The organism is Azospirillum sp., assembly GCF_035628975.1.
Lineage (GTDB): Bacteria > Pseudomonadota > Alphaproteobacteria > Azospirillales > Azospirillaceae > Azospirillum.
In genome coordinates this window covers 1-16,264 of the sequence record NZ_DASPIS010000067.1, presented here as the reverse complement: position 1 = coordinate 16,264, position 16,264 = coordinate 1, and the positions used below count along the sequence as shown (strand labels likewise).

Sequence of the window (16,264 nt, the reverse complement as noted above, 5' to 3'; positions counted from 1 at the left end):
GGCGTATTCGGAGTGGTCCCGACTTGCCAAAGCCGCCGGGACGGGCGATGTGTCAGGGGTTGGCGTCCGCCGGTCCATGTCGGGACCGGTGCGGGCGCCGCTTCTGTTTGCCGGAGTTCGGGTTTCCCATGTACAATCAGCCGCCCCGCAGCCACGTCTATCGTCAGCCCAATGTCGTCGCCACCCAGGTGACGGCCACCGTGAAATGGTTCAACCCCGAACGCGGCTACGGCTTCGTCAAGGTCGGGGACAGCGGCAAGGACGCCCTGCTGCCGGCCTCGCTCGTCGTGCCCGCCGGCCACACCACCCTGCCGGACGGCGCCACCGTCGTCGTCGACATCGTCGAGGACCGCAAGGGCCAGCAGGTCAGCGTCCTGCATTCCGTCGACCTCTCCACCGCCGCCGCCCCGGCCCGTCCGCAGGGTCGCGACCGTGGATTCGGCGAGCGCAGCTTCGGCGATCGGGGCGGCGATCGGGGCGGTGACCGCGGCTTTGGTGATCGGGGTGGCGATCGCGGGTTCGGCGCGCGCCGCGATGCCGGTGGCCCGCGCGACCGCAACTTCGGAGACCGGGGCGGCGACCGCGGCGGCTTCCAGGACCGTGGCCAGGGACGCGGTTTCCAGGACCGGGGCCAGGATCGCGGCCAGGATCGCGGTGGTTTCCAGGACCGTGGCCAGGGTCGCGGTTTCCAGGATCGTGGGCAGGACCGCGGCGGCTTCCAGGATCGCGGTCCGCGTCGGCCGCAGCAGGACAGCGGCCCGACCAGCGAGATGGGCGCCACCGTAAAGTGGTTCAACGGCGGCAAGGGCTATGGCTTCGCGCAGCCCGATGGCGGCGGGCGCGACGTGTTCATCCCGGCCCGTGCGCTGGAGAGTGCCGGCCTGCGCAGCCTGGATGACGGACAGCGCGTGCGCATGACCGTCCGCCAGACCGAAAAGGGCATGGAGGCGGTCAGCCTCAAGGTCGAGTGACCGCTTCCGCCGCCCGGCCTACTGGTCGGACGGCAGCGTGGACTGCCCCAGATGCTCCGCCGCTTCCCGCTGGTTGCGGGCGGCGGGGTCGTCGGGGACGGCAAGCCCGGCGTCCGGGCTGTTGACGCGGGGACCGCCCGAGTTGCGGCGGTCCTCCTCCTCGATCTCGCGGGCGGCCTGCGCCCAGTGGTCGAGATGGCGGTGTTCGGGCCGCCCTTCCTGTTCCCAAAGCCGATAGGCGCGTTCGCGGACCCGCGGGTCGTCCGGACCCAGTGTGTGTTCCATGATGGTCAGTTCCAATTCGAATGGTTGCGTGCCGGTCAGCTGCGGTCCGGCTGGGAGGGGGAGGAGATCCGCTCCAGCGCGCCCTGCACGGCGCGGTCGTTCTTGGCTTCGGTTGCCAGATCGCCCAGCGAGACGATGCCCGTCAGCCGGTCGTTGCGGTCGACCACCGGCACGCGCCGGATCTGCTGGCCGGCCATCAGTTCGGTGACGCTGCCGACCGGGTCGTCCTCGTAGCAATAGCGGGGGTTTGCGGTCATCACCTCCGCCACCTTGCAGCGGTCGGGCTGCTTTCCGGCCGAGATGGCGCGGACGGTAATGTCGCGGTCGGTCACCACGCCGACCAGATCCCGCCCTTCGCAGACGGGCAGGATGCCGACGTTCAACTCGTCCATCAATTGCGCGGCCCGGCGGATGCTGTCGTCGGGCCGTACCGTCTGCACGTCGCGGGTCATGATCTCGCGGATTTTCATGCGGGGGCTTCCTGGCACAGTGGCGGTGAGGCGCGGTACTCCAGTCCCGTCTCAACAGATGCGCCGGTCCACCGTCGCGCTCAACCTATCCAGTAGAGGGGTTCCACCCCGAAGAGCCAGGGATGCAGCAACAGCATGCCCCCATAAGCGGCCAGCCCTCCCGCCAAACGCGCCGGCCCCATTTCCGCCAGCCCCGCCAGCGCGCCTCTTACCCCTTGCGGGCCGGCCAGCGGCAGAAGCGAGGTCTCCGCCCGGAAGGCGCGGCCGGCCGGGCTGCGGCCCAGGACGATCTCGTTCTTGACCAGCGCGAACAGGGCGATGGCCGCCATGGTGCCGAACAGAAGCACGCGGCGCCCGTCGCCGGTGGCGTTCAGATGCGCCAGCGCCCACAGCAGCAGCGCCAGGCTGCCCGGCGCGCGGGTCAGGCGGTAGATGCCGTGTGGCGGGTTGGGGGCGCTTTGGCTGCCGAAGCGAGTGGTGACGCGGGCGACCAGCAGAAGGAAGACCACCGGCATCACCACCGCCACCAACGGCGCCGCCCAGTCGAAGGGCGTGAACACCACCTCCCCGCCATCGGCGGCACGGTAGGCCAGCACGAACAGGGTCAGCGTCAGCAGCGAGCCGACGGAATGGATCGTCACGAAGCCGCCGCGGCCGAGCCGGGCGATCAGGGCGGGCCGCACCCCCGGCCAGGACGGCAGGGCATGGCTGAGGAACAGCAGGGCGGCGGCGAGGGCGAGGGATGCGGTCATGATGGAGACACTAAACCGTGGACCAACGGCCCGCGCCTTGACTCGGGTCAAGAGGGGGGGCGGGTCAAGAGGAGTTCGCGTGCGCAGTCGGGGAACGCCCGCGCCGGTCGCGCGGTTCACAGTATCGATACTCCCCATTTCACCGCCAACCCGATCGAGCAAATGACCGAGTGGATCATCCAGATCGTGCAGCAGTTCGGCTATCTCGGCATCTTCCTGATGCTGATCCTGGCCCGCGCGCTGCCGCCGATCCCGGCGGAGACGGTGATCCCGCTGGCCGGAATGGGGGCGGCGACGGGGGAGTTCAACCTGCTGCTGGTGGCGCTGGCCGCCGGGCTCGGCTCCGCAGTGGGGGAACTGGTCTGGTATGCGCCGGCCCACTGGATGGGGCGCGAGCGGTTCGAGGCCTTCCTCGGCCGCCATGGCCATTGGCTGACCGTGAAGCCGGAGCAGGTCCATCGCGCCACCGGATGGTTCGCCAGGCGCGGCGGCCTCGCCGTCCTGCTGTGCCAGCCGTTGCCGGGCCTGCGCACGCTGATCTCCGTCCCCGCCGGGGCCTGCGGGCTGCCGATGGGGGTGTTCCTGCTCTATGCCGCGGCGGGAGCGACGCTGTGGTCGCTGGTGCTGGCCAGCACGGGCTATCTGGTGCGGGTGGGGTTCCCCTGGATCGCCGACCTGATGGTGCCGGGGACACTGCTGCTGTTCGTCGTCCTGATCGGCGCCTATGTGCTGCGGCTGGTCCGCCACCGCCGCGACAGCCGCCGCGCGGCCCGGAGCGGGGTGTCGCGCAGCGGAGGCTGATCCGCCGTGAAACGCCGTGGAACCTTCGTGCAGGCTTGCGCGTTGGAGGCACGAACCACCCGAACGGACATGGCCTTACGGCCAGTGGCGTCGGCCAGGATTTTCGGCATGAGCCGTTTCCGAAAGGACCCAATGCGATGACCCGCAATTCCGCAACGACGAACCGGTGGCGTGCCGCCGCCGTCCTGTCGGCGGCGCTCGGCATGGCCGCCTGCGCCTCCGACGTGCCGCCGCCCACCGCCCAGCTTGGTGCCGCCTCCCAGGCGGTGCAGGAGGCGGAGCGCGCCAACGCCCTGCAATATGCCCCGGTCGCCCTGCAGAGCGCCCGCGACAAGCTGGCCGCCGCCGACAAGGCGATGCGCGCCGACGAGCGCACCCGCGCCCGCCGCCTCGCCGAGGAGGCCCGCGTCGATGCCGAACTGGCGACGGTGACCTCGCAGCGCGCCGTGACCCAGCAGGCCGCCACCGCGGTCCGCCGGTCCGCCACCCCGACCACGCCGCAGTCGGCGATGGCGCCCAATGCCGTGCCGGGCGCTGCACCGGTCTACAGCGGTTCGACGCTCGGCACGCTGCCGGCAACGGGCTCCGGCGCAAGCGGCTCCAGCTACCCCGCACCGTCCGCCGTCCCGCCGGCGCCCGCCGGTTCGCTCGGCACCAGCACCGGCAACAGCTGGGGCTACAGCTATCCGGAGGTGCGGCAATGAACGCCTTCGCCCCCCGTACCTTGCTGGTGCTGGCCGGCCTCGGGCTCGGCCTTGCCGGCTGCGCCACCCAGCCGACCGACAGCGCCGCCCTGACCCAGGCGCGCCAGGACTACAGCCTCGCCGCCGCCAACCCGCAGATCGCCGGCAACGCTCCGCTTCAGTTGCGCGACGCCGAGCAGGCGCTGCGCCGGGCCGAGGCCCTGCGCGACCAGGGCGCCGATGCCTCCGAGGTCGATCATCAGGCCTACATCGTCAGCCGCCGCGTGCAGATCGCGCAGGAGACGGCCGGGGTGAAGGGCGCCCAGACCGTGGTCGCCAACGCGGATACCTACCGCCTCCAGGCCCGCAACACCGAGCTGGAGCAGCAACTGCGCGACCTCCAGGCCCAACGGACCGAGCGCGGCCTCGTGATGACGCTCGGCGACATCCTGTTCTCCACCGGCCGGGCGGAACTGACCCCCGGCGCCTATGAGCGCATGGACCGGCTCGCCCAGTTCCTGCAGGCGCATCCGGCCCGCACCTTGCGGATCGAGGGCCACACCGACAACACCGGCAGCGACACCACCAACCTGCGCCTGTCGGAAGCCCGCGCCCAGGCCGTCCGCGATGCCCTGTCCGCCCGCGGCGTCTCGCCGTCGCGCATCGTCACCCAGGGCATGGGCGAGGCGCAGCCCGTCGCCTCCAACAGCAACGATGCCGGCCGCCAGCAGAACCGTCGCGTCGAGATCATCATCTCCGACGACGGCACGGTGGCGCAGACACGCTAAAGGGGGCTCGCGCCCCCTTCTCCACCGCCTCAAAAAAAGCCCCCCTCTCCCGCATACAGCGGAGAGGGGGCCTTGGCTTGAGGACGAATGGCCCTACCGCCCGCGTTCGCCGTTCCGCACCGCCCGAACCACCCCCCAGGCACCCGCCGCCAGACCCACGGTCAGCAGCGCCGCCGCGGCCACGCGCAAGGCTGAGCGCGGCGGTGCCGGCAGGCGCTTCCACGGGGCCCAGGCCTCGTCCGGATCGTCGGGATCGGCGATGCGCAGGGCGGCGAAGGCCTGTTCGGTCAGGCTGGGATCTGTGGCGGGAAGGTCCACCAGACGGCGGCCGGACTGCCGGCACAGGCGGTCGATGGCAGCGATCAGGCTTCCGGTCTCCCGCAGTTCGGCTTCCAGCCGGTCCTGGTCGATGCCCATATGCTCGGCCAGCAGGCGGTTGCGCACGCCGGTGATGGCGTCCGCCGCCCGGTCGCGCTCGGGACCGTCCTCCTCCGGCGCCTCGATGGTCAGGTCGCATTCGGTGTCGTAGCCCATCGAGCGGTTGTTCAGGTTGGAGGAGCCGATGCGCAGCAGCCGGCCGTCCACCGCCACCACCTTGGAATGGACGATCACCGGCGCGCCCTGTTCGGTCACCGGGGTCATGGCGCGCAGGCGGCCGAAGCGGTCGGCCTCGCGCAGGCAGCGCAGGGCGACCGACCGGGGCGTGTCCATCGCCATGCGGTCGAACCAGCTCGGGCTTTCCATCGACACCACCACCACCACCTCCGGCCCGTCGGGCTCGGCCAGCCGTCGGGCCAGCGCACTGGCGACGCGGGCGGAGGCGAAATACTGGTTTTCCAGATAGATGGTCCGCTCCGCCGCGGCGATGGCGGCGAAGGTCAGCGCCTCGCTTTCACGGATCGCCGGGCTGTCGTCCGTCGCCGGCACGGTGCGCGACACGCCGATCACGGCATCGGTCAGCACCGGGTGGGAGCAGTCGCGCAGCGGGCAGTCGGGCCAGGGATCGTGGGCCAAGGGAGCAAGACTTGGCGGGGGACAGGGCTCCAAAGCCTCTCCGGTGGCGCATCGCCAGCGCTCCCGCGCCAGTTCCGCCAGCGCCTGGGCGGCGTCGCCGTCGACCATCATCATCACGTCGTGGCGGGGCCCGTAGGGTTCGCCATCCGGGCAGCGCCGGCGCGGGTCGTCGTCGCGATGCTCCGACGTGTCCCAGCGGTCGAAGGAGAAGTCGATGCCGCCGCAGAAGGCGAGCGCGTCGTCGATCACCAAAATCTTCTGGTGCTGGGCGGCACCGACCGGCAGTTCCCCGTCCAGCCGGGCGTTCAGCCGGCGGCCGGTGTTGCGGTTCCAGCGTTCCAGCGGCTCGTGCGGGTGGTCCAACGCGATCGGGAAGGGCATGTCCCATTTCAGCGCCCGCACATGCAGGCCGGGGCGCGACCGCATCAGCCGGGCCAGGAAGCGGCCGAGCGTTTCCGGGCTGTGGGGATCGAGCCGCATGCGCGGATCGACGTCCCAGCCGACCAGCAGGATCGAATGCTGCGCCTTTTCCATCGCGGCGCGGGCGGCAACGAAATAATCGGCGCCATCGACCAGGACCGCCACCCGCCCGGCCCGCTCCGTCCGCCAGCAGGTGACGCCTGGGCGCAGCACCGGCCCGGCTGCGGGTTGCGGGGAATGGATCGGCGGGGCGGAAGGATTGAGCTTCATCGGGAAAATCGACTCCGGGCGCGGCGGAAACGCATGGATACCGTCCGGTCGGCTGTCCGGCACACTGTCCGCCTCGCGGCTTGAACCCCGGCGCGGGCCGGTTGTTCCCGCCGCAGGGCCGGTCCGTCGGGATCACGCCGAAGGAGGCCCCGCAGGCACGCTTTTGCCGCGGATTCTTGAAAAAAGCGCATTCACCGACCGAAACCATGGCCGGATTGCCCTGTTGAACCCGGTGAAAGAGGCGATGGCCCGGCCTGCAAGCGCGACGCCGACGCGGCACGCGATGCAAGGTCCGTCATCGGCCCCGATCCGAAAGACGCCCGAATGCGAGGCGTTGCCACCATGAAGGAGTTCGAGGATGCGTAACCTGATGATCGGCGCCGTTTCGGCGGTTCTCCTGATGGCTACCCCGGCCCTGGCCCAGACGGCCCCGCAAGTTCCGCAGGGTTCGGCCGACAGCGCCACCAGCTACACCGGTCCGGACGGTGTGGTCCGCACCACGCCGGGCGCCACCACCTCGCCGTCGGCCGGCTCGTCGGGCAGCGGCCCGCTGAATGCTCCGGGCACCTCGGGTTCGACCGGCACTTCCAGCGGCAGCATGTCCGGTTCGTCCACGCCGGGCGTGACCACCGCGCCGTCGGGCATGGGCAACAACACCGGCAGCAACATCCCGCGCGACAACCAGACCGCCACGGGCACCCACTGCCCGCCGGGCACCCCGAACTGCGGCCCGGACCAGGGCGGCAGCCAGTAACGTCCCCTTAGCGGCCCTTACACCGCGGGCGCCCCGGAGCCATCCCTCCGGCGGCGCCCGTGTCGTTTTGGAATGGGACGTTTTCACGTGTATGGCGCGACGGTCCGCGCGAGGCGGAGGACAGACGCGGCGGCTGCCGCGATCCGGAACGTCTCAGCCCTGCGCCCGCACCGACTGGCGGGTGGGTGAGGCCTCGGTCCGGTCAAGGTCGGCCGGGGCGGTTCCGGCGATGTCGTCCAGCGGGACGGTGCCCATGGCGGTGGCGACCAGACGGCGGAACAGGCCCTGCTGGCGGTTGTCCGTCACCAGATATTCCGGGTGCCACTGCACGCCGATCATGAATGGCTCGTCGGGCGCCTCGATGCCCTGGACGACGCCGGCGCGCTCGCGGGCGACGACGCGCAGGCCGTCGCCGACACGGTCCACCGACTGGTGGTGCAGGGCATTCACCCGGCATTCGGCGATGCCGAGGATGTGGTAGAGCCGGCTGTCCGGCTCGATGCGGATGCGCTTGCGCGGCAGCACGGTGCGCATGTGCGGCGCTTCCTCGTACACCTCGTGGATATCGACGTGCAGCGAGCCGCCGCGGTGGACGTTGATCATCTGCGACCCGCGGCAGATGCCCAGAACCGGCAAGCCGAGCTGGGCGGCGCAGTCCAGCGCATGCATTTCCAGCCGGTCGCGTTCGGGATCGATGCGGATGTGCGGCCGGGCGGATTCGCCGTAGAGCGCCGCGTCGATGTCGTCGCCGCCGCCGACCACCAGCGCGTCCAGCCGGTCGATGGGGAAGGGCGCCTCGGCCGTGATGCGGACCGACGCGGCACCGGCCCGCCACAGGGCAAGGCGATTGGCCATGGCGGCGATGCGGCTGCCATGGACGGAGGCGGTGATGCCGACCAGCGGCCGGGATCTTCCGATGACGGCTGCCATGGCACGCTCCCTTTTCAGCCGGCCTGCCGCAGAGTGCCGTCCGCGGCATCGCCCTCACCGGGTGGGCCATGGATTACGGGATTCGCGGCCATGAAGCCGTCGATCCGCTCGGCCCAGCGATCGAGCGCCTGCGTGTCGGCCATCTGCCGGTACTCGGCACCCAGCCCGTCCAGCAAGGCGCGGTCCGCCGCCAGCCGTTCCACCGCCACCCAGCGGTTCCAGTCGGCGGCGAGCGACCAGTCCGGATCGCTCAGCCGCGCGTTGGGCAGCCGGTAGTGGAAGGTCGGGCGCGGGCGGACATGCGGGTCTTCCATCGCTTTCGCCAAGCGATCGGGGTCGAGATGGGCGAACAGCGGGAACAGGTCCAACTCGCGATTGCGGGTGGGATTGTCGGCCAGATAATCGTCGATCAGCCCGCCCAGGTCGGGGCGATAGGCCGGATCGACGAGCTTGGCGGCATAAGGGGCGGGGAATGCGGCGATGAAGCCGGACAGGCGGCGGGTCGGATCGACGCGGATCTCCCGCCGCAGCCAAGGCGCCAGGATCAGGAAGGCCTTCAGGTGGTCCAGCACATAGTCGCCGTCCGTCCGCGCCACCTCCGGATTGAAATGCAGGCCGAAGGCGAACAGCGGGCTTGCCTCCGTCCCGGCGGCACCGCGGTCGCGCAGGCAGGCGACCAGCCTCTCCAGGTCCGGCATCCGCTCCACCGTCACCGGCGGGGCGGCGATCTCGAAGGGCATCACCAGACTGCCGATGTTGCCCCAGAGCGGACGCAAGGGGTCCAGCACCGCGGCCCCTCCCTTGCCGGGGTGGGCGGAGCGCATGTCCAGTTCCACCGTGAAGTCGCCCAGGCTGGTGCCGCTCACCAGACATCGGTGCGGGTTTTCGACGGTGACCGTCCCCCCGAACAGCTCGCGCACGCAGGACGCGGCCGACGGCGCGTCCAGGTCGGCGAATTCAAGTTCCACCCCGACGCGGCGCGGCGTGCCCTGGGGGGTGGTGCGGAGCGGGGGGAGGAAGAAGGGATTGGTCATTGCAAGCCATCAACACCCCATTCCCGGCGCTGTTCCCGCACCGTCGGAAATCCAAATCCTCTCTTGGGGTGGGAGGTTCAGGTGCTGGGGACGTCATACCTCTTTCGGCTGTAGCCACTCGTTGGGGGTATGTTTTGGATTTTTATACAAATTCGGCTAACCAACCGGCATTCTTGAGGGCGATTCTTTCGATTGGTTGGGAGCTTTCAGCCTATTCTACCCAACTGTTTTCTAAATTAACCGGCGCTTAACCATAAGTGCGTTAGCGATAGGCAAGCGGCACGGTGGCGCGCCCGATGCGCCATCCGGTCGGTTTCGCGGTGGGAGCCTCGTCTACGCCATGACCCTTCTGGCACGCCTCTTCATCCTGGTCCTGCTCGCGGTTCTGCCGGCGATCGGCATCCAGATCTACAGCGTGCTCGAACAGCGGGCGGAGCGCGAGGCGGAGGTCACCCTCCAGGCCGAACGGCTGCTGCGTCAGGTGGAAAGCGAACATGTCCGCATCCTGGACAGCGCCCGCCTGATGGTCACCGCGGTGACGGAGGCCCCCTTCCTGCGCGGCGACGGGAGCGGGGGCGAGGTCGCCGGCTGCCAAGCCTATCTGGAGCGGCTATCCGCCCGCTCCGCCGACTATCGCACCCTGTCGGTCACCGATGCCGGCGGGCGCATCAGGTGCAGCGCCGACCCGGCGCGCATCGGCTCCTCCCTGACCTCCCAGCCGCATTTCCGCCGGGCGATGGCCCAGGGGCGTTTCGTGGTCGGCGAATGGACGATCACCCATTCCGGCGTCGCCGGCGGCGAGCTTCCGGTCGCGGTTCCCTACACCGATGCCGAGGGCAAGCGGGCCGGCGTGATCGCCCTGTCTCTCGACGTGCCGCGGCTGACCTCCATCTTCGCCACCCGCCCGATGCCGGAGAACACGGCCCTGACCGTCGCCGACCGGTCCGGCACCATCCTGGTCAAGCTGCCGGGTACCCAGGGCCGCGTCGGCGAGCGGCTGCCCGACAATTACCTGCCGCTGCTGTCGGCGACCGACATGGGTGTGACGATGCTGCCCGGGATGGACGGCGTGTCCCGCATCCTGGCCTTCTCCCCGCCCACCGCTGGAATCCGCGACCTGTTCATCAGCGTCGGCGTCGACCGTGGCGCCGCGATGGGGGCGGTGGATCGCGCCACCCGCGACGGGTTGCTGATGACCCTGTCCGGCTTCCTGGTCGCCGCCGCCGCCGCCTGGATCGGCGGCACCCTGTTCATCCGCCGCCCGGTCGACGCGCTGGTCTGCGCCGCCCGCGACTGGAGCGAGGGCAAGACCGCCACCCGCGTCAAGCTGTCCGACCGCTCGTCGGAGATCGGCCAGCTCGGCCATGCCTTCGACATGATGGCCGACCGGCTGGAAGCGCGCGAAGCGGCGCTGCGCCAGTCGGAAGGCCACATCCGTGCGGTTCTGGACGCGCTGCCGGCCTATGTCGGCGTGCTGACGCCGGACGGGGCGGTGGCCCAGGTCAACCGCGCCGCCGCCGATGCCGCCGGGCTGCCGGCAGCCCGCATCGTCGGCCGTCCCTTCGACGAGATCTGCTGGCTGTCCTTCGACGACGCCGGGCGTGAACGGCTGCGCCAGGCGCTGGCGCTGGGCGCGCATGGCCGATCCTCCCGCTTCGACTCCGGGCTGCGGCTGGGCGACGGGCGCGAGATGACCGTCGACGTCAACCTGACCCCGATGGTCGATGCCGACGGCCATGTCACCCACCTGATCGCGTCGGGCATCGACATCACCGAGCGCAAGCGCACCGAGGAGGCCCTGCGCGTCGCCGAGGAGCGCGTGCGCACCGGGCTGCGCAATTCGGGCGTGGCGGTGTTCAACCAGGACCGCGAGCTGCGCTACACCTGGTCCCATTCCGAATTGCTGGGCTTCTCGCCGGAGACGCTCAATGGCCGTACCGACGCCGACCTGTTCGACCATGGCGAGGAAGCCGACAACCTGATGGCGCTGAAGCGCCGCGTGTTGGAGAGCGGCGTCGGCGCGCGGGAGGAGGTTCGCATCCGCTGCAAGGGCGAAGAGCGCTTCTTCGACCTGACCGTCGATCCGTTGCGCGATCCCTCGGGCCGGGTGGAGGGCGTCACCTGCGCCGCCGTCGAGGTCACCGACCGCAAAAAGGCCGAGGCCGAGCTGCACCGTGCGCGGGAGGAGGCCGACCAGGCCAACGAAGGCAAATCGAAGTTCCTGGCCGCCGCCAGCCACGACCTGCGCCAGCCGGTCCAGTCGCTCTATCTCTTCACCGCGGCGCTGAGCGACCGGCTGCAGGGGCACCCGGCACTGCCGATCCTGGACAACATCCGCCAGGGGCTGGACACGCTGAAGAGCCTGCTGGACGGCCTGCTCGACATGTCGCGGCTGGAGTCCGGCAAGATCGTCGCCACTCCAGTCGAGGTGCGGCTGAACCAGCTGCTCGGCCGGCTGGTCGCCGAATATGGCCCGCGCGCCGCCCAGAAGGGGCTGGAACTGCGCGCCGTGCCGACCCGTGCCTGGGTGCGCACCGACCCGGCCCATCTGGAGCGCATCCTGCGCAATCTGGTGGAAAACGCCCTGCGCTACACCACCGGCGGCAAGGTGCTGCTGGGCTGCCGCCGCACGCCGTCGGGCATGCGGGTGGAGGTCTGGGACACCGGCGCCGGCATCCCCGCCGACCGGCTGGAGGATATCTTCGAGGAGTTCACCCAGCTGGGCGAGCGCAGCGAGCGCGGCCTGGGCCTGGGGCTGGCCATCGTCAAGCGGCTGTCGCGGCTGCTCGGCCATCCGGTGACGGTGCGGTCGTGGGAGGGCAGGGGCTCGGTCTTCGCGGTGGAGCTGCCGCGGGTGATCCTCGGCAATGCCCGTCCCGCCAGCGGCACGGCCGCCGCCGCGGCGACGCTGGCCCGCCGCTCCGCCGCCGCCAACGATGCGGCCAATGCCGCCGCCAATGACCGCGGACAGGCGATCAGCGCGATCGCCAGCGCGTTCGGTGGCGGCAAGGGCAGGGGGGCGACGAATGGCGGTGGAGGCGACGTTGCGGTCAAGACAGCGGTCGCCGGGTCTGCCGCGGCCTCTTCGTCGGCCCAATCACCCGCAGCGCCCGCCGCCCAGCGGGCGACGGCGGTCACACCCGGCCAGGGAGCGGATGCCAAGGGCATGGTGCTGGTGATCGACGACGAGGCGATCATCCTGCTCGGCCTGAAGGCGATCCTGGAGGGTTGGGGCTATGACGTGCTGACCGCCAAGTCGGGCGATCAGGCGCTGGAGCGGCTGCGCGCCGACGGACGCTGCCCGCAGATCGTGCTGGCCGACTACCAGCTCCAGCAGGGCCGCACCGGCCCGGAGGCGGTTGTCGCGGTGCAGGCCATGCTGGGCCGGACCGTTCCCGGCATCATCCTGACCGGCGACACCAGTTCCGAACGCCAGGAAGAGGCCGAACGCCGCGGCTTCCGCCTGCTGCACAAGCCGGTCTTCCCCAACGACCTCCGCCGCATGATGGCGAGCGCCGGGGCTGCGTGAGGCGCGGACAGGCGGAGGTCAGCCGGCCTCCGCCACGAAGGCGTCGAAGAACAGCCCCGCAGTTTCCTGGTTGGCGTGCCGGCGCGACAGCTGGTAGCTGAGTTCGAGGATGTTGACCACGGGCATCTTGGAAGGAACGAACAGCTTCCGGACCAGCAGCGTCGCAGCCAATTCCTGCACAAGGTGGAAGTGGCTGTTCGCCCAGGCTTCCTCCTTGAAGTGAACGATCTTGAAGCGGCTGAGGCGGAATGCCAGGACCCCGGCGATCTTGCCGGCGGTGATGCCACGTGTTCGTGACCGACGTGCGAGCATGGCTTGCAAGTCGATTTCCGCCTCGTCTATGGCAAGCGCGAGCTCGCGATTGCTGTATTCGACACATGATAGCGGAAGGCCGAATACCTTGCAGGCCTTGATCAGAAATCCGACATATTCGGCGTAAATTTGCTCGCGAATATCGTCGGAGATCGCGATCGCGGGAATGGGGTCAACCGACCCTGTACCGCCGATCATTCCTGTTCGATACCCAGCAGCCGGCGAAAGGCCTCGACATCCACGTCGTCGGACGCATTCTGCTCCAGGGAGCGGCGCACCAAGGCATCCAGCTCTTCCGTGGTACGAATGCCGTGGTTCAAGCAAACCTCACCGTGGCTGCCGCGCAGGCTCATCATCGTCCTGATCGACTTTTCCAGGAGTTCGGGATTATCAACCACGTCCTGAAGATTGGGCATATCCGTATCAACCCATGTTGATCCGCCTCTGTGCCGGTCGGAACCGCATTGAAGGCCGGGTTGGGACCGGCTGTGGGGCCGGACCGAGAGCGATTGGGGAAACCCCCAATCCAGCGATTGGGGATCCCCGATCACTCTTCGCATTTCCTAAGCCAGTCGGGCGGCACCCGTCAAGAAAGAAGAGAACAGGCGCCGCCCAACCAAGACTCCGTCCAGCGTGGCATTCGCTCACGAATGAAGTGGCGAATGCCGCGCGGGCGCGATCACTTCGCCAGATTCCGCAGCACGAAGTTCAGCACGCCGCCATTCCTGTAATACTCCACCTCGTCCACCGTATCGATGCGCAGCAGGAGCGGATAGGTCTCCACCTTGCCGTCGGCGCGGGTCAGGGTCAGGGTGACGTCCTTGCGCGGGCGCAGGTCCTGTTCGATGCCGGCGATGTCGAAGGTCTCCGACCCGTCCATCTTCAGGTCGGCGCGGGTGATGCCGTCCTTGAACTGCAGCGGCAGGATGCCCATGCCGACGAGGTTGGAGCGGTGGATGCGCTCGAAGCTCTCGGCGATCACCGCGCGGATGCCCAGCAGCCGGGTGCCCTTCGCCGCCCAGTCGCGGCTCGACCCCGTTCCGTATTCCTTGCCGGCGACCACGACCAGCGGCACGCCTTCGTCGGCATAGCGCATGGCGGCGGTGTAGATCGGCAGTTGTTCGCCCGACGGATAGTGCTTAGTCTCGCCGCCTTCCACGCCGGGGATCAGTTCGTTGCGGATGCGGATGTTGGCGAAGGTGCCGCGCATCATGACTTCATGGTTGCCGCGGCGGGCGCCGTAGCTGTTGAAGTCCTGCGGGCGGACCTGATAGCTCAGCAGATACTCGCCGGCCGGGCTGGTCCTCTTGATCGAGCCGGCGGGAGAGATGTGGTCGGTGGTGATCGAATCGCCCAGCACCGCCAGCGCCCGCGCGCCCCGCACGTCCGACACCGGGTCCGGCGTCTTGGTCAGGCCGCTGAAGAAGGGCGGCAGCTTCACGTAGGTGGAGCCCTCCTGCCACTGGTAGGTCTGGCCTTCGGCGGTGGCGATGGCCTGCCACTGCTCCGGGCCCTTGAACACGTCGGAATAGCGGCTGCGGAACATGTCCGCGGTCAGCGAGGCGTCGATGGCGTCCTGAACCTCGCGGTTGGTCGGCCAGATGTCCTTCAGATAGACCGGGCCGTCGGTGCCGTCGCCGATCGGGTCCGTCGTCAGGTCGATGTTCAGGTTGCCGGCCAGCGCATAGGCGACGCACAGCGGCGGCGAGGCCAGATAGTTGGCGCGGGTGTGCGGGTTGACGCGCCCTTCGAAGTTGCGGTTGCCCGACAGCACGGCGCCGACCACGAGGTTGCCCTCCTCCACCGCCGCGGCGATCGGTTCCGGCAGCGGGCCGGAATTGCCGATGCAGGTGGTGCAGCCATAGCCGACGATGTTGAAGCCGATGCGGTCCAGATAGGGCTGCAGCCCGGCCTTGGCGAGATAGTCGGTGACCACCTGGGAACCCGGCGCCAGCGAGGTCTTGACCCACGGCTTCTGCTTCAGCCCCTTTTCCACCGCCTTCTTGGCCAAGAGGCCGGCGGCGACCAGCACCGCCGGATTGGAGGTGTTGGTGCAGGACGTGATGGCGGCAATGACGACGGCGCCCTGTTCCAGGCTGTAGTCGGCGCCCTTCACCGGAACCGCCTTCTTCGGATCGTCGGCCTTGTAGGCCTCGGTCATGTCCTTGGCGAAGCCCTGGGCGAGGCCCGACAGGGCGACACGGTCCTGCGGACGCTTCGGACCGGCCAGCGACGGCTCCACCGTGGCCATGTCCAGTTCCAGCGCCTCGGTGAACACCGGATCGGGGCTGTCCGGCTCGCGCCACATGCCCTGGGCCTTGGCATAGGCCTCGACCAGCGCCACGCGGTCGGGATCGCGGCCGGTGAAGGTCAGGTAGCGGATGGTCTCGGCGTCGATGGGGAAGATGCCGCAGGTGGCGCCATATTCCGGCGCCATGTTGCCGATGGTGGCGCGGTCGGGCAGCGTCATGCTGTCCAGGCCCGGCCCGAAGAACTCCACGAACTTGCCGACCACGCCCTTCTTGCGCAGCATCTGGGTGACGGTCAGCACGAGGTCGGTGGCGGTCAAGCCCTCCTTCATCCGGCCGGTCAGCTTGAAGCCGACGACTTCCGGGATCAGCATGGAGATCGGCTGGCCCAGCATCGCGGCCTCCGCCTCGATGCCGCCGACGCCCCAGCCCAGCACGGACAGGCCGTTGACCATGGTGGTGTGGCTGTCGGTGCCGACCAGCGTGTCGGGATAGGCCACCGTCTTGCCCGACGGGTCGCTGTCGGTCCACACCACCTGAGCCAGATATTCGGTGTTCACCTGATGGCAGATGCCGGTGCCCGGCGGCACGACGCGGAAATTGTCGAATGCCTTCTGGCCCCAGCGCAGGAAGGCGTAGCGTTCCAGGTTACGTTCGAACTCAAGCTCGACATTCTTCTCGAAGGCGTCGTTGCCGCCGAAGTAATCGACCATCACCGAGTGGTCGATGACGAGGTCGACCGGAACCAGCGGGTTGATCTTCGCCGGATCGCCGCCCAGCGACGCCATTGCCTCGCGCATCGCCGCCAGATCGCAGACCGCCGGCACGCCGGTGAAGTCCTGCATCAGCACGCGCGCCGGACGATAGGCGATTTCACGGTCGGACCGCTTGTCGACCAGCCATTGGGCCACCGCCTTCACGTCGTCGACGGAGACGGTGCGCCCGTCCTCGAAGCGCAGCAGGTTTTCCAGCAGCACCTTCATCGAGAACGGCAGCCGCGAC

General features: G+C 69.4%; 15 protein-coding genes. 6 read left to right on the top strand and 9 right to left on the bottom strand.

The window, feature by feature from the left end:
* Nucleotides 1–128 precede the first annotated feature (128 nt).
* The gene (locus VD964_RS15105) at nt 129–971 is read left to right on the top strand and encodes a cold-shock protein (protein ID WP_324869384.1); all 843 of its coding nucleotides are present in this window, start codon (nt 129–131) and stop codon (nt 969–971) included.
* 18 nt (nt 972–989) lie between these two features.
* Here VD964_RS15105 and VD964_RS15100 read toward each other — a convergent pair whose 3' ends face one another.
* The 3 genes from VD964_RS15100 to VD964_RS15090 form a co-directional block, all read right to left on the bottom strand.
* A complete protein-coding gene (locus VD964_RS15100; protein ID WP_324869383.1) occupies nt 990–1,256 on the bottom strand; it encodes a DUF2934 domain-containing protein in 267 nt (88 codons plus the stop codon).
* A gap of 35 nt (nt 1,257–1,291) precedes the next feature.
* Nucleotides 1,292–1,726 (bottom strand): CBS domain-containing protein, encoded by a 435-nt coding sequence (locus VD964_RS15095; protein WP_324869382.1) that lies wholly within the window; start codon nt 1,724–1,726, stop codon nt 1,292–1,294.
* Between the two features lie 80 nt (nt 1,727–1,806).
* Entirely contained in the window at nt 1,807–2,478 is a 672-nt protein-coding gene (locus tag VD964_RS15090) for an NnrU family protein (RefSeq protein ID WP_324869381.1), read from the bottom strand.
* A 162-nt stretch (nt 2,479–2,640) separates the two neighbouring features.
* Here VD964_RS15090 and VD964_RS15085 point away from each other — a divergent pair, with 162 nt between their 5' ends.
* The 3 genes from VD964_RS15085 (at nt 2,641) to VD964_RS15075 (ending at nt 4,750) form a co-directional block, all read left to right on the top strand.
* Nucleotides 2,641–3,279, top strand: coding sequence for a DedA family protein (locus VD964_RS15085; RefSeq protein WP_324869380.1), 639 nt, complete (start codon nt 2,641–2,643; stop codon nt 3,277–3,279).
* Between the two features lie 137 nt (nt 3,280–3,416).
* The gene (locus VD964_RS15080) at nt 3,417–3,983 is read left to right on the top strand and encodes a DUF4398 domain-containing protein (RefSeq protein WP_324869379.1); all 567 of its coding nucleotides are present in this window, start codon (nt 3,417–3,419) and stop codon (nt 3,981–3,983) included.
* On the top strand, nt 3,980–4,750 hold the full coding sequence (locus tag VD964_RS15075; RefSeq protein ID WP_324869378.1) for an OmpA family protein: 771 nt from the start codon (nt 3,980–3,982) through the stop codon (nt 4,748–4,750). The genes VD964_RS15080 and VD964_RS15075 overlap by 4 nt, the downstream gene beginning before the upstream one ends.
* Before the next feature lie 93 nt (nt 4,751–4,843).
* Here the strand turns inward: VD964_RS15075 and VD964_RS15070 are convergent, their stop codons facing one another.
* The gene (locus VD964_RS15070; RefSeq protein WP_324869377.1) at nt 4,844–6,454 is read right to left on the bottom strand and encodes a phospholipase D-like domain-containing protein; all 1,611 of its coding nucleotides are present in this window, start codon (nt 6,452–6,454) and stop codon (nt 4,844–4,846) included.
* A 358-nt stretch (nt 6,455–6,812) separates the two neighbouring features.
* Between VD964_RS15070 and VD964_RS15065 the strand changes: the two genes are divergently transcribed.
* A complete protein-coding gene (locus tag VD964_RS15065; protein ID WP_310111920.1) occupies nt 6,813–7,208 on the top strand; it encodes a hypothetical protein in 396 nt (131 codons plus the stop codon).
* Nucleotides 7,209–7,361: 153 nt separating this feature from the next.
* On the opposite strand, the gene VD964_RS15060 is transcribed toward VD964_RS15065, so the two are convergent.
* Both VD964_RS15060 and VD964_RS15055 read right to left on the bottom strand, forming a co-directional pair.
* Complete coding sequence (locus tag VD964_RS15060; protein ID WP_324869376.1) at nt 7,362–8,138, bottom strand: gamma-glutamyl-gamma-aminobutyrate hydrolase family protein; 777 nt, start codon at nt 8,136–8,138, stop codon at nt 7,362–7,364.
* A 14-nt stretch (nt 8,139–8,152) separates the two neighbouring features.
* The gene (locus VD964_RS15055) at nt 8,153–9,172 is read right to left on the bottom strand and encodes an amidoligase family protein (RefSeq protein ID WP_324869375.1); all 1,020 of its coding nucleotides are present in this window, start codon (nt 9,170–9,172) and stop codon (nt 8,153–8,155) included.
* Between the two features lie 340 nt (nt 9,173–9,512).
* On the opposite strand from VD964_RS15055, the gene VD964_RS15050 reads away from it, so the two are divergent.
* Nucleotides 9,513–12,701 (top strand): PAS domain-containing protein, encoded by a 3,189-nt coding sequence (locus VD964_RS15050; RefSeq protein ID WP_324869374.1) that lies wholly within the window; start codon nt 9,513–9,515, stop codon nt 12,699–12,701.
* A gap of 18 nt (nt 12,702–12,719) precedes the next feature.
* Here VD964_RS15050 and VD964_RS15045 read toward each other — a convergent pair whose 3' ends face one another.
* From VD964_RS15045 to acnA, 3 genes are all read right to left on the bottom strand, one after another.
* Nucleotides 12,720–13,211 carry a hypothetical protein gene (locus tag VD964_RS15045; protein WP_324869373.1) on the bottom strand — a complete coding sequence of 164 codons (492 nt, stop codon included), beginning with the start codon at nt 13,209–13,211 and terminating at the stop codon, nt 12,720–12,722.
* Entirely contained in the window at nt 13,208–13,429 is a 222-nt protein-coding gene (locus tag VD964_RS15040) for a hypothetical protein (protein ID WP_324869372.1), read from the bottom strand. The genes VD964_RS15045 and VD964_RS15040 overlap by 4 nt, the downstream gene beginning before the upstream one ends.
* A 263-nt stretch (nt 13,430–13,692) precedes the next feature.
* On the bottom strand, nt 13,693–16,264 hold a 2,572-nt coding region (gene acnA, locus VD964_RS15035; protein WP_324869371.1), incomplete at its 5' end, for an aconitate hydratase AcnA.